The following is a 16737-nucleotide window of genomic DNA, read 5'->3' as shown; positions in this document are numbered from 1 at the left end:
ATGATAAATATTCCCAATATGAAACTTATATCTCTATAAAAAAAGAAGTAGCTATCATGCTACTCCTTTTTGCTTTGTTTCTCATATTGTTCAAACGTATGAATTCTTTCAAAAATTGGTGGGTGCGTGTATAAGAAAAATTTTACTAACGCAGGGGGATTTACTTGGCTTAAACTTGTTTTTGATAAATATTGAAAAGTTTTCACACCAGATTTCCCATCCTTCGTCATATTTAAAGCATATTGATCTGCCGCTCTTTCTTCTATACGTGAAACGTAGTTTGTTGCTGGTTGTGCTGCAAAAGAGAGGACAGAAGAAATTAAGAAAAATAAAGGTAACATGGAGAAACATGCTACTTTTGAAATTTGCAATGTATCTCCCCATTTGCGAATACACATATTTATAATACGACTAATTAAAAACATACCTATAAACGATAGCAATACATAACTTGCAACGCCAAAATATATATGTTTCATAACATAATGCCCCATTTCATGGGCCATTATAAATAAAATCTCTTTATCTTTTAACTGCTTAAGTGTTGTATCCCACATTACAATACGGGCGTTAGGGCCAATTCCTGTTACGTAAGCATTTAATGCATTCGTTTTTTCTGACATATTTACTTCATATACGTGTTTAGCAGGAATGTCCGCTTTGTCTGCTATCGCTAAAATTTTCGTTTCTAATTCTTTATTTTTCAGCGTCGAGAAGTCGTTATACAGTGGATCAATAACGACAGGCTGTATGAATGTTAAAAAGATTGTAAATGGAACAGAGAGCGCCCATCCTGCGAGCCACCATCTCTTCGGAAATTTACGGATAAGCCATAATAGAACGGTAACTACGATTAACATAGTCGCATAACTTTCCCAAAAACCGATAACATGATCTTTTATCCAGCTTTGTGTACTTTGTGTTGAAATGCCGTAATCAACGGACACTTTCCGGCCAATCCATTGCATCGGTAAGGCAAGCACTGTTGTCAGTAATGATAAATAAAAGAAATAAATCGCAACTTGCAAAACACTTATTTTAGTCGTTTCCTTCGACCATTTCTCAAACTTTCTTGAAATACCTAGCACAAGTACAAATAATAAAATAATCCATTCAAGAGGCGTCGCTAAAAAGTATAGTAAATTTTTCACGCGCGAATAATCTTGGCTTAGCGTAAGCTCTCTCGTACTCATAAACGTTTCTGGATCTGCACTCGTTCCCTTATACATGTCCGGAATAAGTTCATGATTCCATCCAAATAAATACCAATATATAAGTAACGCAAATCCAACGTACAAAAAAAGCGACCAACCGATAACCTTCTTCACGCTATTCCCTCCTCTATGCTGCCTGTCTATTATTATTGTAAGTTCGTACACGCTAAATTAGAACAAGCTTATTATGTGAATTGCTCTGGATCTTTTTATTTACATAAAAAAACTCTTCTACATAAGAAGAGTTTTACCTATCTTTAAACACTTTCTTCGGTTCACAATCCGTACACTTACAAACCAACACGTACCCTACTTCCTTTTTAGATAAAATAAAAAGCCTCTTTAAGGAAGTACATCTATTAATAAACTAAAATCTTGTAAAGAGAAAGAACTATATTTCATAATACCCTGTACGGCTAAAAGTAAAACAAGACCGATCACACACATATAGTTAACGCTTTCTTCATTCTTTTTTTCAGTAACGACTCCACCACTTATACATAAAATCCCTAGCAAATGGAGCGCTAAATACATGAAAAAATAAGCTTCCTCCCAGCGCAAAATAACATTCACTGTCGTTATTAACACTAGACTAAGTAAAATCAAATAAAAAAACTTATTTGATGATATCGTTTCATTCATATAATTTTATACATCCCTTTCAAATTTCGAATTAATGATGTTTCAAAGCTATAAAGTAAATGATTGTTTTTATACCATAAAACAAAAGGAAAGCCACCATTACTTTCTCGAATACTTTATGAATCCACATATACTTCTCTTCATTCTTTTTGAAGATGCGCTTCATCATTTCTTCTACAATTAGACCAAATATTAGTAAAACCCCGAACACAATAAGAAGAGAAATAATATTTTCTTTTAAATGAGTACTAGAAAATACGTAATACTCTGGAAACACAATCGTATCTACTACAGGTTGAAGCCAATGACAAACGCTTTTATCACACATATCTGTAATAGACGTAGAATCTATAATGTCTTTTAATATTTTTTCAACCGTCTTCTTCATCTTATTTACTCCCGACTACATCTGAAAAGCTCTTTTCCTGCTCTGCATATATAACCGGCACTTCTTTACTCCAATATTTGCGATTAACAAATAAAAAGATAAGTACTAAGTTTAATCCTGTTATAAAAATAATAAGTCCAGGAAAGAATGTCGTATAATTTGAGAAATCGGCAAAACTAATAATTTTTTCTCTACTTATTAGAAAAGAAGCACCTATTACAAATGCATTGTTTAACATATGTATTGCAATTGGCATGAGTAAACTTTTCGTACGAATATATACGATTGACAATACGATGCTGAATATGGCTGCACCGAGGAAATCAACATGTAACAACGCAAACAATATTGCTACAACGATGGTCGCTATGCTCGTTCCCCATTTTGTTGCAAAACGTTGAAGTAAAAATCCGCGAAAAACAAATTCCCCGATAATTGGTGCGATGAATACGACCCTAATGACTTGAGATACATATCCCCCAGTACTATCTACAATTGGTTCATGCAGGGCGTTCATAATAAAGTCCGGTGTAATCCATGCAAAACTATACATATACAAAATAAGATACCCGTAACTAAACATGCATAACATAACCGTAATGTATAAAACTTGTACCAAGTTAAATGTTTCATTTTTATTAACAAATAATGAAAATGAAATGTGGTGCTTTCTATACTCATAAGAAATCCATACCATCGGAAGGATATAGAATATAAGGATATTTATAAAAGAAGAATTTTGTATATGAAATATACTTGTTAGCAAATCGCCACTACTTCTCGCTATTAAAATTAATAGTGCAAATACAATTAAAAAATATCTAGCTCGCATCACTTGAAACGGGTTCACACTCATCTCCTCCCCTATGTTACTTTTATCATATCATTTGATTCTTAATTTTTTGCGAAAGAAAACCTTAAAATTTCCTTAAAAATTCCATAAGTTACAAAATGATGATATGATATTCGAGAAAATTAGGAGGGATATTTATGTACCAAGCAAATATTTTACTCGTTGATGATGAAACAGCAATTTTACAATTACTAACTACCATTCTTGAAAAAGAAGGCTTTTCTCATATTACAACTGCAACATCAGCTGAAATGGCTTTATCTCTAACTAAGCAAAACAATTACGATTTAATTATTTTAGATGTAATGCTTCCTGGACAATCTGGTTTTGATATTTGTCCAATCATTCGCCAACAAACAGATTGTCCAATTTTCTTCCTATCAGCAAAAGCATCTGATTTAGATAAAATATCCGGATTTTCATACGGTGCAGATGATTATATTACGAAACCATTTAATCCATTAGAAGTAGTAGCACGTATGAAAGCACAGCTTCGGAGACATATGAAACAAACCGTACCACACGAACAAAAACCACACTCAATTTCATTTGGAAGATTTGAAATTGATCAGCACTCTGCAGAACTAACAGTAGATGGGCACATTGTCGAATGTTCTGCTCAACTCTTTCAACTACTACTCTTCTTTTGCGAGAATCCGAACTACGTATTTTCGAAAGAGGAAATATATGAAAAAGTTTGGGGAGCACCTGCCTATAATGGCGATGACAACACTGTTATGGTCCACATTCGAAAACTACGTGAAAAAATTGAACACGATCCAAGTAAACCAGAATATATAAAAACCGTTCGCGGGCTTGGTTATAAGTTCGTTACAAAGTAGGGTGACGATATGAATTTTAATAAACGACTTATTATTCAATTTATCATGCAACACGTTTTTGTTTTAGTTACATTACTTATCGCTGTAGTTGCTGCTTTTACTTATTTAATTTTTCTTCTTACTAGTACTTTATACGAACCTAACATTCCGGATTCTGATAGTTTTACAATTTCAAGATACATCTCTTCAGAGGATGGGCATATTTCGTTACAATCTGAAGTGCAAGATTTAATAAAGGAGAAAAATGATTGGCTCCAAGTTGTAGATGAAAACGGAAAGATCCTCTACCACTTTAATACACCAAATGATGTTCCGGATGCTTATACGAAGACATCTTTAGTCGCATATATACAACATCATATCGAAAGCAATTATAAATTTACATATTGGGAAATTGAATTAGAAGAAAAGAAAGCACTTGTTATTTATGGTGGTATGTTAAAAAGCAATGCGTTACTGACAGCAATTCAAAAGGAGCATTCCTCTTTAACGATGGATTCGTTCGCATTAACAGACCAAGAAAAACAGTTACTATCTAAAGAAAAAGCAACACTTCAAATATTTAATCAAAATGGCGAAGAGGTTTTTTCCTATCCAACTGGAAAGAAAAAAACATTTTCAGCAATACAAATTGCCCTTAATGAAAAAGAACCGTGGAATCATAAAGAAAACACGTCTAGCTTTTACGATGCAAATAGTGGCAACCTTCTCGTTGTAACTGCAAAAAATGAGCACTACTATCCAGATTACGAAATTGAAGATGTATTTACTAAGAAGTTTCTCATCGGATGCGGATTAATCCTTCTTATCGTATTTGTTTATTTAGTCATTCTTTCTATTTGGTACGGTAATAAATTCGGAAAACCGTTATTACATGCGATGCGCTGGCTAAAAAATATCGCTGGTGGAAAGTATGAAGAACCTATTAGTAAAAAAGGAAAACCTGTCAGGTTCCGGCGATCTGGTAAAGAAAAATGGTCATTCCGTTTGTTTAGAGATGTAACAAGTTCACTAGAACACCTTTCTATTACACTCAAAAAAAATGATGCGATGAGGCAAGTCCTCCAGCAAACACGAGAAGAATGGATTACCGGTCTAACACACGACTTAAAAACACCACTTAGCTCTATATATGGCTACGCATTATTACTCGAATCGAATCAATATAACTGGACTGATCGTGATATTCAGCAATTTGGTAGTGTTATGAAAGAGAAATCTCAATATATGACGACATTAATTGATGATTTAAGCTTAACGTATCAATTAAAAAATAACAGCCTTCCTGCCCAACACGTAAACGTTGAAATCAATCAGTTCGTCCAAAAAGTATTATTGCAATTTATTAATAATCCAACACTTCAAAATCAAAATATTGAATTCGTACCGAGCTCAAATAAAATTCAATATTTCATTGAAGAAAAATGGTTCCAGCGTATTATCGAAAACTTACTCGTAAACGCGGTAAAACATAATAACGAAACAACTACTGTCATCGTAAAATTATCACAAAACGCTAATTCCTTTACACTCTCCATTTCAGATGACGGAAAAGGAATGGATGAAAAAACGAAAGAACTTCTATTTGAACGATATTACCGCGGAACAAACACAGAAGAAAGCAACATAGGAACTGGACTTGGCCTAGCCATTACAAAACAGCTCGTTCATGCTCATAACGGGACAATTTCCGTTGATAGTGCACTCGGAAAAGGAACGACGATTATTCTTGTGTTTCCGTTTCGTTCGTAGGAAAGACGCTATGTGGCGTCTTTTTTTCTTTTCTGGGAGAGTTTTGCGGTAATTGAAATTATGCAGATCGTTTTTTTGGGGTGTTTTAGCGGTATATGAAATTATATCGGCGCAACTCGAATTATATCAGCGATTTTCTAGATATATCGACTTACCGACAAAAACCAACAATACTAACCTACCTCCCTACTATACAAAGTAAAAATAAAACTATTAACAAATACATTTCTAAACTGTTATACTATAAATAGAAGTATAAACTAACTAAGTTTTGCATAAAATGAAGTAGACGAGGTGCTTCCAACACCCCGTCACTGCAACTAATTACCGCAAGGTGGAAGGTTGCAACTAAAGCTTATTTGCGCTTAGAAGACTTCCCACGCTTCGCAGGCAGACGGGTGGTCTTCTTTTTGCGCTTTTTTGCCGTTAATTTCTTAAATCCAAAAACTATACCTTCTCTAGCTATAGTTTTTGTAATTTCCAACAAAATTTGCAAAAGAAATTCCATACGATTACACCTCCTTTCTTCACAAAATGAAGAAAGGGCATAACCTTCCACCCGCAATATTTAATTGCTACTTTATTTTACCATTTTCATATGTATTACAGATAAAACAATACAAATTTAACAATCCACTTATAAAAAAAGCGAACCATCTCCCAATGATTCGCCCTTACCTTATTATTTTTTCTTCACCGGTATCCACAGCTCTACTTGTGCAAACTCACTCTTATCTTCGTGGCAACGCTCATCGTACAGTTCAAACTCTGTAACTCCGCAATGTTCATACCCTGAATGCGGGAACCATTCTGAGAATACTGCATTCCACGTTTGGTGAATAGACGATACCATTTCTTCATGAGGAACTTTCGGCGTTGTAAATACAGCATATGTCGCTGCTGGGAAAGTACGCTTCGCAACTTCGTTTGGTACATTTTCAAAGCCTATAACTTCCATTCCGATAATATAAGTGAAATCGCCTGTTTCTAAATTAAAATCAGTACATAATCCAAGCTCTACCCATTGGCTCGTATCTTTACGATTCGGAATCGTTGTTCCAAGATCTTTTTGTAAATATTCTTGCCAAAATGCTGGGATGTCTTGATGGTTCTTCCCCTCTTTACTTGTCGTCTTCAGTTCATAACCTGCCATTAAAAATTCTGGTTTATTTACAATACGATATTCCATTTGTATGCCTCCTAAATACGGATTTAATTTTCTTTGCTTTACATTCACGCTGTAATACATCGGTGTTTCAATTTCTTGTTTTCGATATTCACTCGGTGTCATTTGAAATAATTTCTTAAAGGCTCTCGTGAACGTTTCGTGAGATTGAAAGCCATGCTCAAATGCGATATCAATAACTTTTTCATCCGTATGAGAAAGTTGATAAGCTGCCCGGGCTAACCTCCGCTTTCGAACATACTCCATTACTGTATCACCTACTAATGCCTGAAATACACGATGAAAATGCGACTCAGAAAAACCTGCAATACGTGCTAAATTACGCAGCGTCTGTTTTTCCATTACATCTTCCTCAATATAATCAATTGACCTTTGAATTTGTGTTTCATAGCTTTCCATCTCTGTTCACCCGCCTTATATGTATTATGATAAAAGAGAATCCTATCCAATTCTTGACGTTTTTTACTATAATTCCATAAAAAATTGTAACTTTTTTATATGTATTTCGTTGTTATGTATGAAGGGAGGGAAATGTAGTGAAACGCAAACAATCATTAGAAGACATTTACTCAGAGCATATGCATGATTTATTTCGCTATCTTCTCTCCCTAACCGGAGATTCCCACTATGCGGAAGATCTCATGCAAGAAACATTTTACCGAATGCTCGTCCATATTGATTATTATAAAGGCGAAGAAATTAGGCCGTGGTTATTTACAATAGCCTACAACGCCTTTATCGATTGGTATCGAAAAGAAAAAAAGTATAACACAACTACAGTGGAAGAATTCCATTTACCAAACGTGCCAAGTACAGAACATGAATATTTCGTAAAACATGAGATTGCTAGTTGGTTAGACAGTTTATCTTCTCTTCCGCTCGAAAGACGAAATGCCCTGCTACTACGAGATTACTATGGATTCTCCTATAAGGAAATAGCAGAAATGACTGGTCTCTCATTAGCGAAAGTGAAAATTGAATTACACAGGGGACGAAAAGAAATAAAAAGCATAAAGGAGTGATACAGATGGGCTGTGCAGAATTTAAAAAACTATGGAAGAAGTATGAAAATGGAACGCTCACGCATGATGAACAAGAACTGTTAGAAAGTCATATTGAGTCATGTGAAGAGTGTGAAGCTTACTTAGATGAGCTGTTAACAAAAACAGAACCAATTAAGAAAAAGTTACCTCCAAAAGATCTTAAAATTCCTTTTTGGAGAATTAAGTGGAAACATCGTTTACAAACGTTTGGTTTTATATTATCAATTTGCATCGTTATCTATATAATCGGCGGGGTATTATCAGCCTTTTATTTTCAATCTAATAATGATAAAAGGCTAAAAGAAATTAGAGAGGTTCCTTCGCTTGCACTTGAAGCAACTATCCCAAATAGCCGCGTTATGGGAGGCGGAACAAGTGTAGAAGCTTTTTTCCGTACGAATAGCCAATTTGATTTAGTAAGAACCATCGGTAAAAAAGAAATGCCCCTCGGTACAATAGAAACAAAAAGCTTCTTATCATCTGTAGATATCACGAAGCAAACTTGGATGAATCCGTTCTATCAACCAAAACTCTTCTTTGTTCATCCAAAAACAGAGCAGGGTGATTATTTAAAGGATTCATCAAAAAAAGTATGGGATACACTTGCAAAAGTACATGATGGAACCGTTGCAGAAGTAGCAATTTCTTTTGATAAAGCTTACACTTTAAAAGAATTAGAACCGCTTTTATATAGCATATTCGAGGCACAAGAACTCCCTCCAACTCCTGTATGGTACGCTTTAGATACAGGACAAGAAAGAAAAAATGTAGATGACTATATCCTACATGGCGGAGAAGCTATAGGGTTTCCAGAACATGTAAGATTCCTCGATAATGAAACTGACGGGCAGAAAACGCAAGAAGACAAAGTAACCGAAATGATGCGCGTCCTTTCTATCCATAAAAAAACGGTAAGCAAAATAGCAGCGCTTTCTGAGAAAGAACTAAACTTAGATAAACGTTATCAATATGTAAAGGATAACGGTGTAAAAGTATACGGAATTGTTATTACTGGCCCATCGAAAGAGTTATTAAAATTACAAAACTCCCCGCACGTACGTTATGCGACTCTTGGAGATATTGAGATTTGGAATTGGTTTGATCATTAATAAAAAAGAAGTAGCGCTCTAAAAACGATGCGCTACTTCTTTTTTAATTCGAAATCACTTTCACATACATCCCTCTCACCGCTTTTTCATAAGCAATATCACTCATCTGTCTTATGTTTTCTGACACAACAGACGACTGAACGATTTTCCCTTCACGAAGTAACGGCGGATCAATAAGACGCACTTTATTTTTCTGATGTAAATCATAATCGTTTCTATCTTCTTTTACTTTTACATTTCGATGAACTTTGCTTAATAAAGCTTCTACTTCGGGGTCATTACATTGCTGCAATTTCGAAATAAGCTCCTCATCTTCAAGAAGAAAATCATCTGCATGAATAATCCTTTTATGAAGAGCTACCTTTAACGTTTTCGCTAACATATCATTTCCGTAAATATTCATTGGTTCCATAAAGAAATCGATTACTTCCTTGTAATACGTTTCTGTAAACCATTCTGCCATTTCGACACTTTGAACAACCATTTTCCCATCTACAGCGATGACATCTTCTAAAAAACTGTGAACTTCTTCTAAAGAAACATACCCATATGTATACATATCTCGTAATGTATAATCCACTCTGTCTGCGCATAATTCTGGTGCTGACCTTTCGAGTAACGTCCATTTCGAATCATCTAATAAAATATCTTCATAGTTATAACCATACTTCGCAAGAATCGCTGGAATTTCTGAGTTTTTCACAACAGAACTAAATATCTCTTCATGATAACTTTCATCTTCATTATGAAAAACGTAATCAATCACGTGGGAAAAAGCAGTATGCGATACGTCATGCAGTAAACTAGCGATCTGTTCTTCTACTGAACCACCTAGTTTTTTCACTAACAACATAACACCAACTGAATGATCAAAGCGCGTTACATTCCATTTCTCGTTCATTAAGTAACTTGCGCCTGCTTGATGAATTCCCTTTAGTCTTTGCATAGATTTACTTGAAATTAATTCTTCTACTACTTGATCCACTTCAAATTCTCCGTATAGTACATCTGATATGATCACTTACAATCCCCCTTTATTTTGATCGAGTCTTATAATCTTATCTCTTTTATGAAATTAGCACCAACATAAATATTTATTGTTATTTGTTTTTATTAAAAAAAATAGAGAGCCATCAGCTCTCTATTTCATAACCCCTATTCAAATGTAACTTCTACCTGCACAATCTCCGACCTACTTCCAAGTCTAAGCGGTGGTCCCCAAAATCCAAATCCAGAAGAAACAATTGCGTGGAACGCGCCTTTTTGTGCGTATCCCCAGTCTAGCTCGTACATTCTTCTCGTTACAATATGATTGGGCGCCATTTGTCCGCGGTGTGTATGACCGGATAATAATAAATCTACACCTGCCGCTGCTGCTTGTTTCAACTCAAATGGCTGGTGATCCATTGCGATAACAGGCATCGATTTATCTACCGTACTCATTAATTGTTCAAAGCTTTGACGATCTCGCTCTGTTTTATCTCTTCTTCCAACGAGATAAAAGTCATCTTCAATTGTAATTACTTCATCTAAAAGAATACGAATATCAATCTTATCCATCTCTTGTAAAAACTCTGGAACCGCTCTACCGTAGTATTCATGGTTCCCTAAAACACCATATACGCCTAATGGTGCTTTCATTTGTTTCATGATTGGTCCCATATTCTTTTGAATGAACACACCTGGATGATCATCGATAATATCACCTGGCAGTAAAATAATATCAGGTTCCATCTCATTTACATGACGAACAAGTCTTTTTAAATGCGAAACGCCAGACAGTTTACCGAAATGCATATCAGAAGCCATCGCAATGCGTAAACTTTTACGCCCCTCTACCTTTTTCGGTATGTGCACCTCGTACTTTCTTACTACCGGACTATACGCATTAAATACTCCATACGCAAAGATAAAGATAAATGCAGCTATCACAGCCGCCCCTGTCCAAATAATTGCCGCTTCTTTCTCTACTGAAAACTGTAAAAGAAAGACCATAATATTAGCTAATGGCAACAACATAAGCGCATATTGTATAACTGCAAACCAAATCGAACCTATCGTTCGCAGAAATGGCAAAAACTTAAACACTTGCACGAGAATGTACGCATATGAAATAAATGCAACTATGAAAGCATAATATCCCCAAGATTCCCAGCCAAATACCGCATGAAGCCAAACCCATCCGTTCCAGCCAATGTAAAACATAAGTAGTGTGTATATAATTAACATGGTAAATATATTGAGATAACGAAGATTCTTCACAGCCAGCCTCCTTATTGATTTCTTTTATTATAACTTGTTATGCACTTATAACGTAAATATTAAGCACTTCGCTCATCATAGTAAAAACCTATAGTTGTTAGACTTGTATCTAACAACTATAGGCACCATTTATATCAACATTGTTTTTACAAATGCTCTTTATAAAAACTTGTTAATTTTTCTACTGCAATTTTTACTGGTTCTGGTTGGTCGTATAAATCGTAATGACTCGCACCTTCCACAACAAGTAAATCTTTTTTCTCTGAAGCTGCTTTCTCATAAAGCTCATGACCATCTTTATAAGAACCAAATGCACCTTGCTTACTGCCGACAATAATTTGCAGCGGCTGCGTTAATAACGTATCTGCTAAATGGAACGCATCAAAACCGATTACGGATCCCATACTCGTAAAGTTTAACTTATTTGGCGAGTTCACACTTTGACCTCGCGGCGTTGTGTAATACTCAACTGCTTCTACAATATCTATATCCGTCATACCCGCTGCTACTAACTCTTCCTGATTTTTAGGAATCCAATTTGCAATCATTTCCTCTGCTCCGCGTGCTTCAGCAGTACGTTGTTTACCAATTGCCTCTAACACACCAATCGGGTTAGACTCACGATTTAAACGACCGATATTTGCACCAACAACTGTACCAACCGCTTTAATGCGGCGCTCTGTCATCGCAGCATTTACCGCATAACCACCGCCTGCACAAACACCTAACACACCGATACGTTCTTCATCTATATAAGGAAGAGTAGTTAAATAATCTACTGCTGAGCGAATATCCTCAACTCGCACAGCTGGCTCTTCAATATATCTCGGTGTACCTTCACTTTCACCTTGATATGACGCATCAAACGCAAGCGTGACATATCCTTGTTCCGCTAACTTCTCGGCATACAATCCTGCTGTTTGATCTTTACAGCTACTACCTGGATGCACACAAACAATCGCTGGATTTTGTTTCTTTTCCTCAGCACCTTCAAGAATGTTCAAAACACCTGCAACTTGTAAACCTCTTGTATAAAATCTTATATTTTCCTTCGTAACTGCCATATATAAAACCACCCTTATCTTATTATTAATTTTACACTTGTGAGAGTTATTACTCATGTGTATATTTATAATAAAATGAGTAGAACCTTGTTTCAATGACCACATTTACGCATTTGGGTGATAATACACACATAAAGAAATATGTGTATCAACAACGGAGGAACACGATATGGAGAAAATCGATAGAAGAATTATAAAATCACAAAACGCCATTCAATCGGCATTTATAGAAATGTTAATTACAGATGGATTTGATGAAATTACAGTTAAAAACATTACCGAAAAAGCAAACATCGGAAGAAAAACGTTTTACTTACACTATCTAGATAAGTACAATTTATTAGATAAAATTGTGGACGATCATTTAGACCAATTAAAAGAAATATGCTACGAGAAGCAAAACAAAGAATTTATAGAAGGAACAATCATATGGTTTGAATACTTCAAAGAACACAAACCATTTTTTGCGGCACTATTTAGAAGTAACAGCACCTTATCATTTCAAAAAAAATTACTAACTTTCATCATGGGTGAAATAGAGAAAAAATTAAATACAGACACATCAGTAAATAAAAACATCGATAAACATATCGTCTTAAAATTTTTAGGAACAGCTGTAATGGGCATTTTAGAGTCTTACGTGTTGGATGAAATTGATAGTGATGTTGCGTTTGTTGCGACGCAAGTTGGAGAATTGATTAGGAGGAATATATAAAATGAAACTTTAATCAGTGGGGATTTATTCATCCCCCACCTAACTTCTTTGCTTTCGCTGCATTTTGAGGTGGGGGTCTTACTGCCCAGCAAATAGCGGGATAAAATAAAACCGCATCAATTTTCTTAATAAGGATTGATAAAATGCTATTATCTCTATCCTCCAAAACTCATCTATGCAATTATGCATAACCATCCATTCCGTTTTATTTTCATGTTACGATATAAATGTAATACGACATATATCGACAAAGATAAAAGGAAGTGATTGTATGAAACGTTCTAAAACATACTTAAAATGTTTAGCATTATCCGCTGTTTTTGCTAGTAGCGCTGTAACTCTTTCAACACCTGCTGCTTACGCTCAAACGACGTCACAAGTTGTAACAGATATCGGGCAAAATGCAAAAACACATACGAGCTATAATACATTTAATAATGATCAAGCTGATAATATGACAATGTCTTTAAAGGTAACTTTTATCGATGATCCAAGCGCTGATAAACAGATTGCCGTTATTAATACAACTGGTAGTTTTCTAAAAGCAAATCCTACTATAAGTGATGCACCTATTGATAACTACCCAATCCCTGGCGCTAGTGCAACATTACGTTATCCTTCACAATATGATGTTGCATTTAACCTTCAAGATAACAGCGCTCGTTTCTTTAACGTAGCACCTACAAATGCTGTAGAAGAAACGACTGTAACATCTAGCGTATCTTATCAACTTGGTGGCTCTGTTAAAGCTTCTGTAACGCCTAATGGCCCTAGCGGTGAAGCTGGTGCAACTGGTCAAGTCACTTGGTCTGACTCTGTAAGCTATAAACAAACTAGTTATAAAACAAATTTAATTGACCAAACAAACAAAAACGTAAAGTGGAACGTATTCTTTAACGGATATAACAATCAAAACTGGGGTATTTACACACGTGACTCCTACCATTCTTTATACGGAAACCAACTGTTTATGTACTCTCGCACATACCTATATGAATCTGATGCAAAAGGTAATTTAATACCGATGGATCAACTTCCAGCGCTAACAAATAGCGGTTTCTCTCCTGGTATGATTGCTGTTGTTATCTCTGAAAAAAATACAGATCAATCTAACTTACAGGTCGCTTATACAAAACACGCCGACGACTACCAACTTCGTCCAGGCTACACATTCGGAACTGCAAACTGGGTTGGAAACAACGTAAAAGACGTTGATCAAAAAACATTTAATAAATTGTTCACACTAGATTGGAAGAATAAAAAATTGGTAGAGAAAAAATAAAGTAAAAAAACGAAGGGCTATTTAAACTCTTCGTTTTTTTACTTATTCATAATAAGATCCCGCGAGTAATACCGTCGCTATGAAATTCCATGATATATTTTTAGGCATCTCTTCACCTTTATTTTGAAAAGCATCCATTAAAATATCAATGCTTTCATCACTTATAATCAATTTATCCCCTTCTATTTCCTCTTTATAAAAAGACATATTTTCTCTCCTTTACTCTCTTATACATATCCCTTGAAGACTCTCTTTTTCTTTCTATCACACTAAACCACGCACCACTTCTTCTAATAATAAATTCAACCATTCATCCAATTTGTTTCAAAACACTCTAATACATTCAGCCTTCTTTCCATAGTACTATTTCAAGATCATACTCATTCTTTAGAAAAGTAAAGCCACTTCTCATAGATGCATCTACTACAATAAGGCTAGAATAAATTAATGATCTTTGAGCATCATCATATCCAATGAAATGTAATACTTCTTTTATATATAACATGAAATCTTCCAACTCTATTTGCACACCAAAGTCCCAGTTTTCATGTGCATACCATAGAATAATCTTCTTAGACAATAAACTGGTTAATTCACATTCAAATTCTTTTATTTCATTGATAGCTTGTTCAGCATTTAATTTACTCATAACTTTGATAGGATTCGGTGTTTCATCAATTAAAAAGTTTACTAATGAAGCAATTTTCTTCCCGCTAATAATCTCAAATTCTTTTATAGACGGACATAACATTAAAAACTTTTCTCTAGTAGCCTTTTCCTCGACCTTTTCTCTTAACATTGCAATTTTCTTTAAACGTTCATTCACATTTATCACCTCATACATTCAGTAAATTAACATAATAAAGCGTATCATCCGTTTGAAAATACATAACCGATCCACGGCTATAATAATTAACAAATTGAATCGGCTCTCCAAAATGTTCATAGTACTTTTTCTGAATGTCACTTAATTTATTTTTCCGAAAAAAATTCATTTATGCTCTACAACCCTCTTCCTACTATACAACTTTGTTATTAAAGATAGATTTCTTCTTTCCAACTACTAGATTTAGATTGGACTACTATTAGATTTTCACTTTCCCATTTTAATGTACCCAAAAATCTTGCATACACCATTTCATTCCCTACCTCTTCCACCAATAGTTGGTCTCGAATCTTTAATCCCTTTTCATCATACACTTCACATCGTAGTTGGAAACCTTTAACGCGATGAATCCCTTTTAGTATTGCTACTTTCTTACGGCTTGGACTTTTCTTAGGTGTCTTTCCAACTAAAAATATTCCTTCATAGTTTTGCTTCACAATTTCTTCTAAAGATTCTTCTGTATACCCTTTAACAATAGAGGGTGAAAGGATAGAGTTTTCTTCAAGTCCAGGGATAACATATTGGCGTACTAATTTACAAAACTCTTTGTATTTCTCTTCAACTGAATTTAATGCTAAAAAGTCCATAAAATCATATGGAACATATATACGAATTTCACCCAAAGCTCTATTCACTTCATATGAAATATCAGTGTTTTCGTTAGCTAAACAAAAGACAGTTACTTTTTCAATCTCTCTTAATCCCATCTCAAACTTGCTAACTTTCTTTGAGAAAATCAGCTCAAAAATTCTAATTTCATGTACAAGCAAATAATGTTTTTTAGGACGTTTTTTTTTCCAATCGTAAAACTTTACTTCAAGCAATATAATTCACTCCTTTAAATTTATCACCATGCATCGAGGACCTATGATACCTTTTATTAATTTATTAAACTGTACTCCTTTTTCATTCTACCTTATCTATATTTTTCATATGCTCTACTCACAATGCATGCGGTGACATAACAGCCATAAATACATCACTTCTCTCACCTGGTGCCATATACACTCCTTCTGCATCTAAATATTCAATGGAAAAGGCTGCTAGCTCATACGCCATTTCTTGATCACATTCAAAAATTGAATTTATAAAAACTTCATTTCCTGTAATATTTTGTAGATCTTTCAAACAGTTAGACTTACTTCTTGCATAATCAGCCACATTCTCATTAGCCCAAGACCACATCCAACTGTTACTCTTTCCAGACCAAGACCCTATAAAAACAACACTAAATTCAAGTAACACTTGACCATTTTTTTTAAACTGTAATATACATCGATCTTGATCATACCAATACTCATCAAAGTTATAGATATTATAATCCGAAATGAATTTTTGCTGTTTACTTTCTAATTTGTCATAACACATAACAAGATAATTTTCGAATTGTTCATCCGTCATTGCCAATTATCACACGCTCCCTTCATTCAAGATCTCCACTACAAACAATATATCTTATATCTTACTCTCTCAAAACCTATATAAAGTGAAACTTTAAT

20 protein-coding genes are annotated in these 16737 nt (G+C 34.7%); 6 read left to right on the top strand and 14 right to left on the bottom strand.

Annotated elements, in window-relative coordinates; translation table 11 throughout:
* Positions 1 to 59: 59 nt before the first annotated feature.
* The 4 genes from ABWK52_RS00545 to ABWK52_RS00530 form a co-directional block, all read right to left on the bottom strand.
* Positions 60 to 1328, bottom strand: a complete 1269-nt coding sequence (locus ABWK52_RS00545) for a M48 family metallopeptidase (RefSeq protein ID WP_000755730.1) — start codon at positions 1326 to 1328, stop codon at positions 60 to 62.
* Between the two features lie 228 nt (positions 1329 to 1556).
* Entirely contained in the window at positions 1557 to 1856 is a 300-nt protein-coding gene (locus tag ABWK52_RS00540; protein WP_001006050.1) for a DUF2101 family protein, read from the bottom strand.
* A 31-nt stretch (positions 1857 to 1887) separates the two neighbouring features.
* Positions 1888 to 2244: a hypothetical protein gene (locus tag ABWK52_RS00535; RefSeq protein WP_000754337.1), complete on the bottom strand. Its 357-nt coding sequence runs from the start codon at positions 2242 to 2244 to the stop codon at positions 1888 to 1890.
* Between the two features lies 1 nt (position 2245).
* Positions 2246 to 3094, bottom strand: coding sequence for a CPBP family intramembrane glutamic endopeptidase (locus tag ABWK52_RS00530; RefSeq protein ID WP_001067984.1), 849 nt, complete (start codon positions 3092 to 3094; stop codon positions 2246 to 2248).
* Between the two features lie 140 nt (positions 3095 to 3234).
* Between ABWK52_RS00530 and ABWK52_RS00525 the strand changes: the two genes are divergently transcribed.
* Positions 3235 to 3939, top strand: a complete 705-nt coding sequence (locus ABWK52_RS00525; protein ID WP_000283870.1) for a response regulator transcription factor — start codon at positions 3235 to 3237, stop codon at positions 3937 to 3939.
* Between the two features lie 9 nt (positions 3940 to 3948).
* The gene (locus tag ABWK52_RS00520; RefSeq protein ID WP_098507873.1) at positions 3949 to 5691 is read left to right on the top strand and encodes a sensor histidine kinase; all 1743 of its coding nucleotides are present in this window, start codon (positions 3949 to 3951) and stop codon (positions 5689 to 5691) included.
* A 355-nt stretch (positions 5692 to 6046) separates the two neighbouring features.
* Here ABWK52_RS00520 and ABWK52_RS00515 read toward each other — a convergent pair whose 3' ends face one another.
* Together ABWK52_RS00515 and ABWK52_RS00510 are read right to left on the bottom strand one after the other, a co-directional pair.
* Positions 6047 to 6199 (bottom strand): hypothetical protein, encoded by a 153-nt coding sequence (locus tag ABWK52_RS00515; protein WP_000394943.1) that lies wholly within the window; start codon positions 6197 to 6199, stop codon positions 6047 to 6049.
* A 174-nt stretch (positions 6200 to 6373) separates the two neighbouring features.
* Positions 6374 to 7276, bottom strand: a complete 903-nt coding sequence (locus ABWK52_RS00510) for an AraC family transcriptional regulator (protein WP_098507872.1) — start codon at positions 7274 to 7276, stop codon at positions 6374 to 6376.
* A 137-nt stretch (positions 7277 to 7413) separates the two neighbouring features.
* On the opposite strand from ABWK52_RS00510, the gene ABWK52_RS00505 reads away from it, so the two are divergent.
* The gene (locus ABWK52_RS00505) at positions 7414 to 7899 is read left to right on the top strand and encodes an RNA polymerase sigma factor (RefSeq protein ID WP_098507871.1); all 486 of its coding nucleotides are present in this window, start codon (positions 7414 to 7416) and stop codon (positions 7897 to 7899) included.
* 5 nt (positions 7900 to 7904) lie between these two features.
* Entirely contained in the window at positions 7905 to 9029 is a 1125-nt protein-coding gene (locus ABWK52_RS00500) for an anti-sigma factor (protein WP_061113666.1), read from the top strand.
* Between the two features lie 43 nt (positions 9030 to 9072).
* Here ABWK52_RS00500 and ABWK52_RS00495 read toward each other — a convergent pair whose 3' ends face one another.
* The 3 genes from ABWK52_RS00495 to ABWK52_RS00485 all read right to left on the bottom strand — a co-directional run bounded on the left by ABWK52_RS00495 (position 9073) and on the right by ABWK52_RS00485 (position 12355).
* A complete protein-coding gene (locus tag ABWK52_RS00495) occupies positions 9073 to 10050 on the bottom strand; it encodes an HD domain-containing protein (protein ID WP_058839349.1) in 978 nt (325 codons plus the stop codon).
* A gap of 134 nt (positions 10051 to 10184) precedes the next feature.
* On the bottom strand, positions 10185 to 11291 hold the full coding sequence (locus ABWK52_RS00490; RefSeq protein WP_000793767.1) for a metallophosphoesterase: 1107 nt from the start codon (positions 11289 to 11291) through the stop codon (positions 10185 to 10187).
* A gap of 146 nt (positions 11292 to 11437) precedes the next feature.
* Positions 11438 to 12355: an alpha/beta hydrolase gene (locus ABWK52_RS00485; protein WP_141537349.1), complete on the bottom strand. Its 918-nt coding sequence runs from the start codon at positions 12353 to 12355 to the stop codon at positions 11438 to 11440.
* A gap of 169 nt (positions 12356 to 12524) precedes the next feature.
* On the opposite strand from ABWK52_RS00485, the gene ABWK52_RS00480 reads away from it, so the two are divergent.
* Positions 12525 to 13070, top strand: a complete 546-nt coding sequence (locus tag ABWK52_RS00480; protein ID WP_000410998.1) for a TetR/AcrR family transcriptional regulator — start codon at positions 12525 to 12527, stop codon at positions 13068 to 13070.
* A 271-nt stretch (positions 13071 to 13341) separates the two neighbouring features.
* Positions 13342 to 14352, top strand: a complete 1011-nt coding sequence (gene cytK2 / locus ABWK52_RS00475) for a beta-channel forming cytolysin CytK2 (RefSeq protein ID WP_000830629.1) — start codon at positions 13342 to 13344, stop codon at positions 14350 to 14352.
* Positions 14353 to 14394: 42 nt separating this feature from the next.
* On the opposite strand, the gene ABWK52_RS00470 is transcribed toward cytK2, so the two are convergent.
* The 5 genes from ABWK52_RS00470 to ABWK52_RS00450 all read right to left on the bottom strand — a co-directional run bounded on the left by ABWK52_RS00470 (position 14395) and on the right by ABWK52_RS00450 (position 16645).
* Complete coding sequence (locus ABWK52_RS00470; RefSeq protein WP_170950093.1) at positions 14395 to 14559, bottom strand: hypothetical protein; 165 nt, start codon at positions 14557 to 14559, stop codon at positions 14395 to 14397.
* A 136-nt stretch (positions 14560 to 14695) separates the two neighbouring features.
* Positions 14696 to 15178 (bottom strand): YxiF family protein, encoded by a 483-nt coding sequence (locus ABWK52_RS00465; protein WP_098541331.1) that lies wholly within the window; start codon positions 15176 to 15178, stop codon positions 14696 to 14698.
* A gap of 10 nt (positions 15179 to 15188) precedes the next feature.
* The gene (locus ABWK52_RS00460; protein WP_162871155.1) at positions 15189 to 15347 is read right to left on the bottom strand and encodes a hypothetical protein; all 159 of its coding nucleotides are present in this window, start codon (positions 15345 to 15347) and stop codon (positions 15189 to 15191) included.
* A gap of 40 nt (positions 15348 to 15387) precedes the next feature.
* Positions 15388 to 16062, bottom strand: a complete 675-nt coding sequence (locus tag ABWK52_RS00455; protein ID WP_025709854.1) for a hypothetical protein — start codon at positions 16060 to 16062, stop codon at positions 15388 to 15390.
* Between the two features lie 118 nt (positions 16063 to 16180).
* Positions 16181 to 16645: a DUF6882 domain-containing protein gene (locus tag ABWK52_RS00450; RefSeq protein ID WP_098541329.1), complete on the bottom strand. Its 465-nt coding sequence runs from the start codon at positions 16643 to 16645 to the stop codon at positions 16181 to 16183.
* Positions 16646 to 16737 lie beyond the last annotated feature (92 nt).

The organism is Bacillus sp. AP50 (assembly GCF_040492675.1).
Taxonomy (GTDB): Bacteria; Bacillota; Bacilli; order Bacillales; family Bacillaceae_G; genus Bacillus_A; species Bacillus_A cereus.
This window is presented reverse-complemented; position numbering and strand designations above follow the sequence as displayed.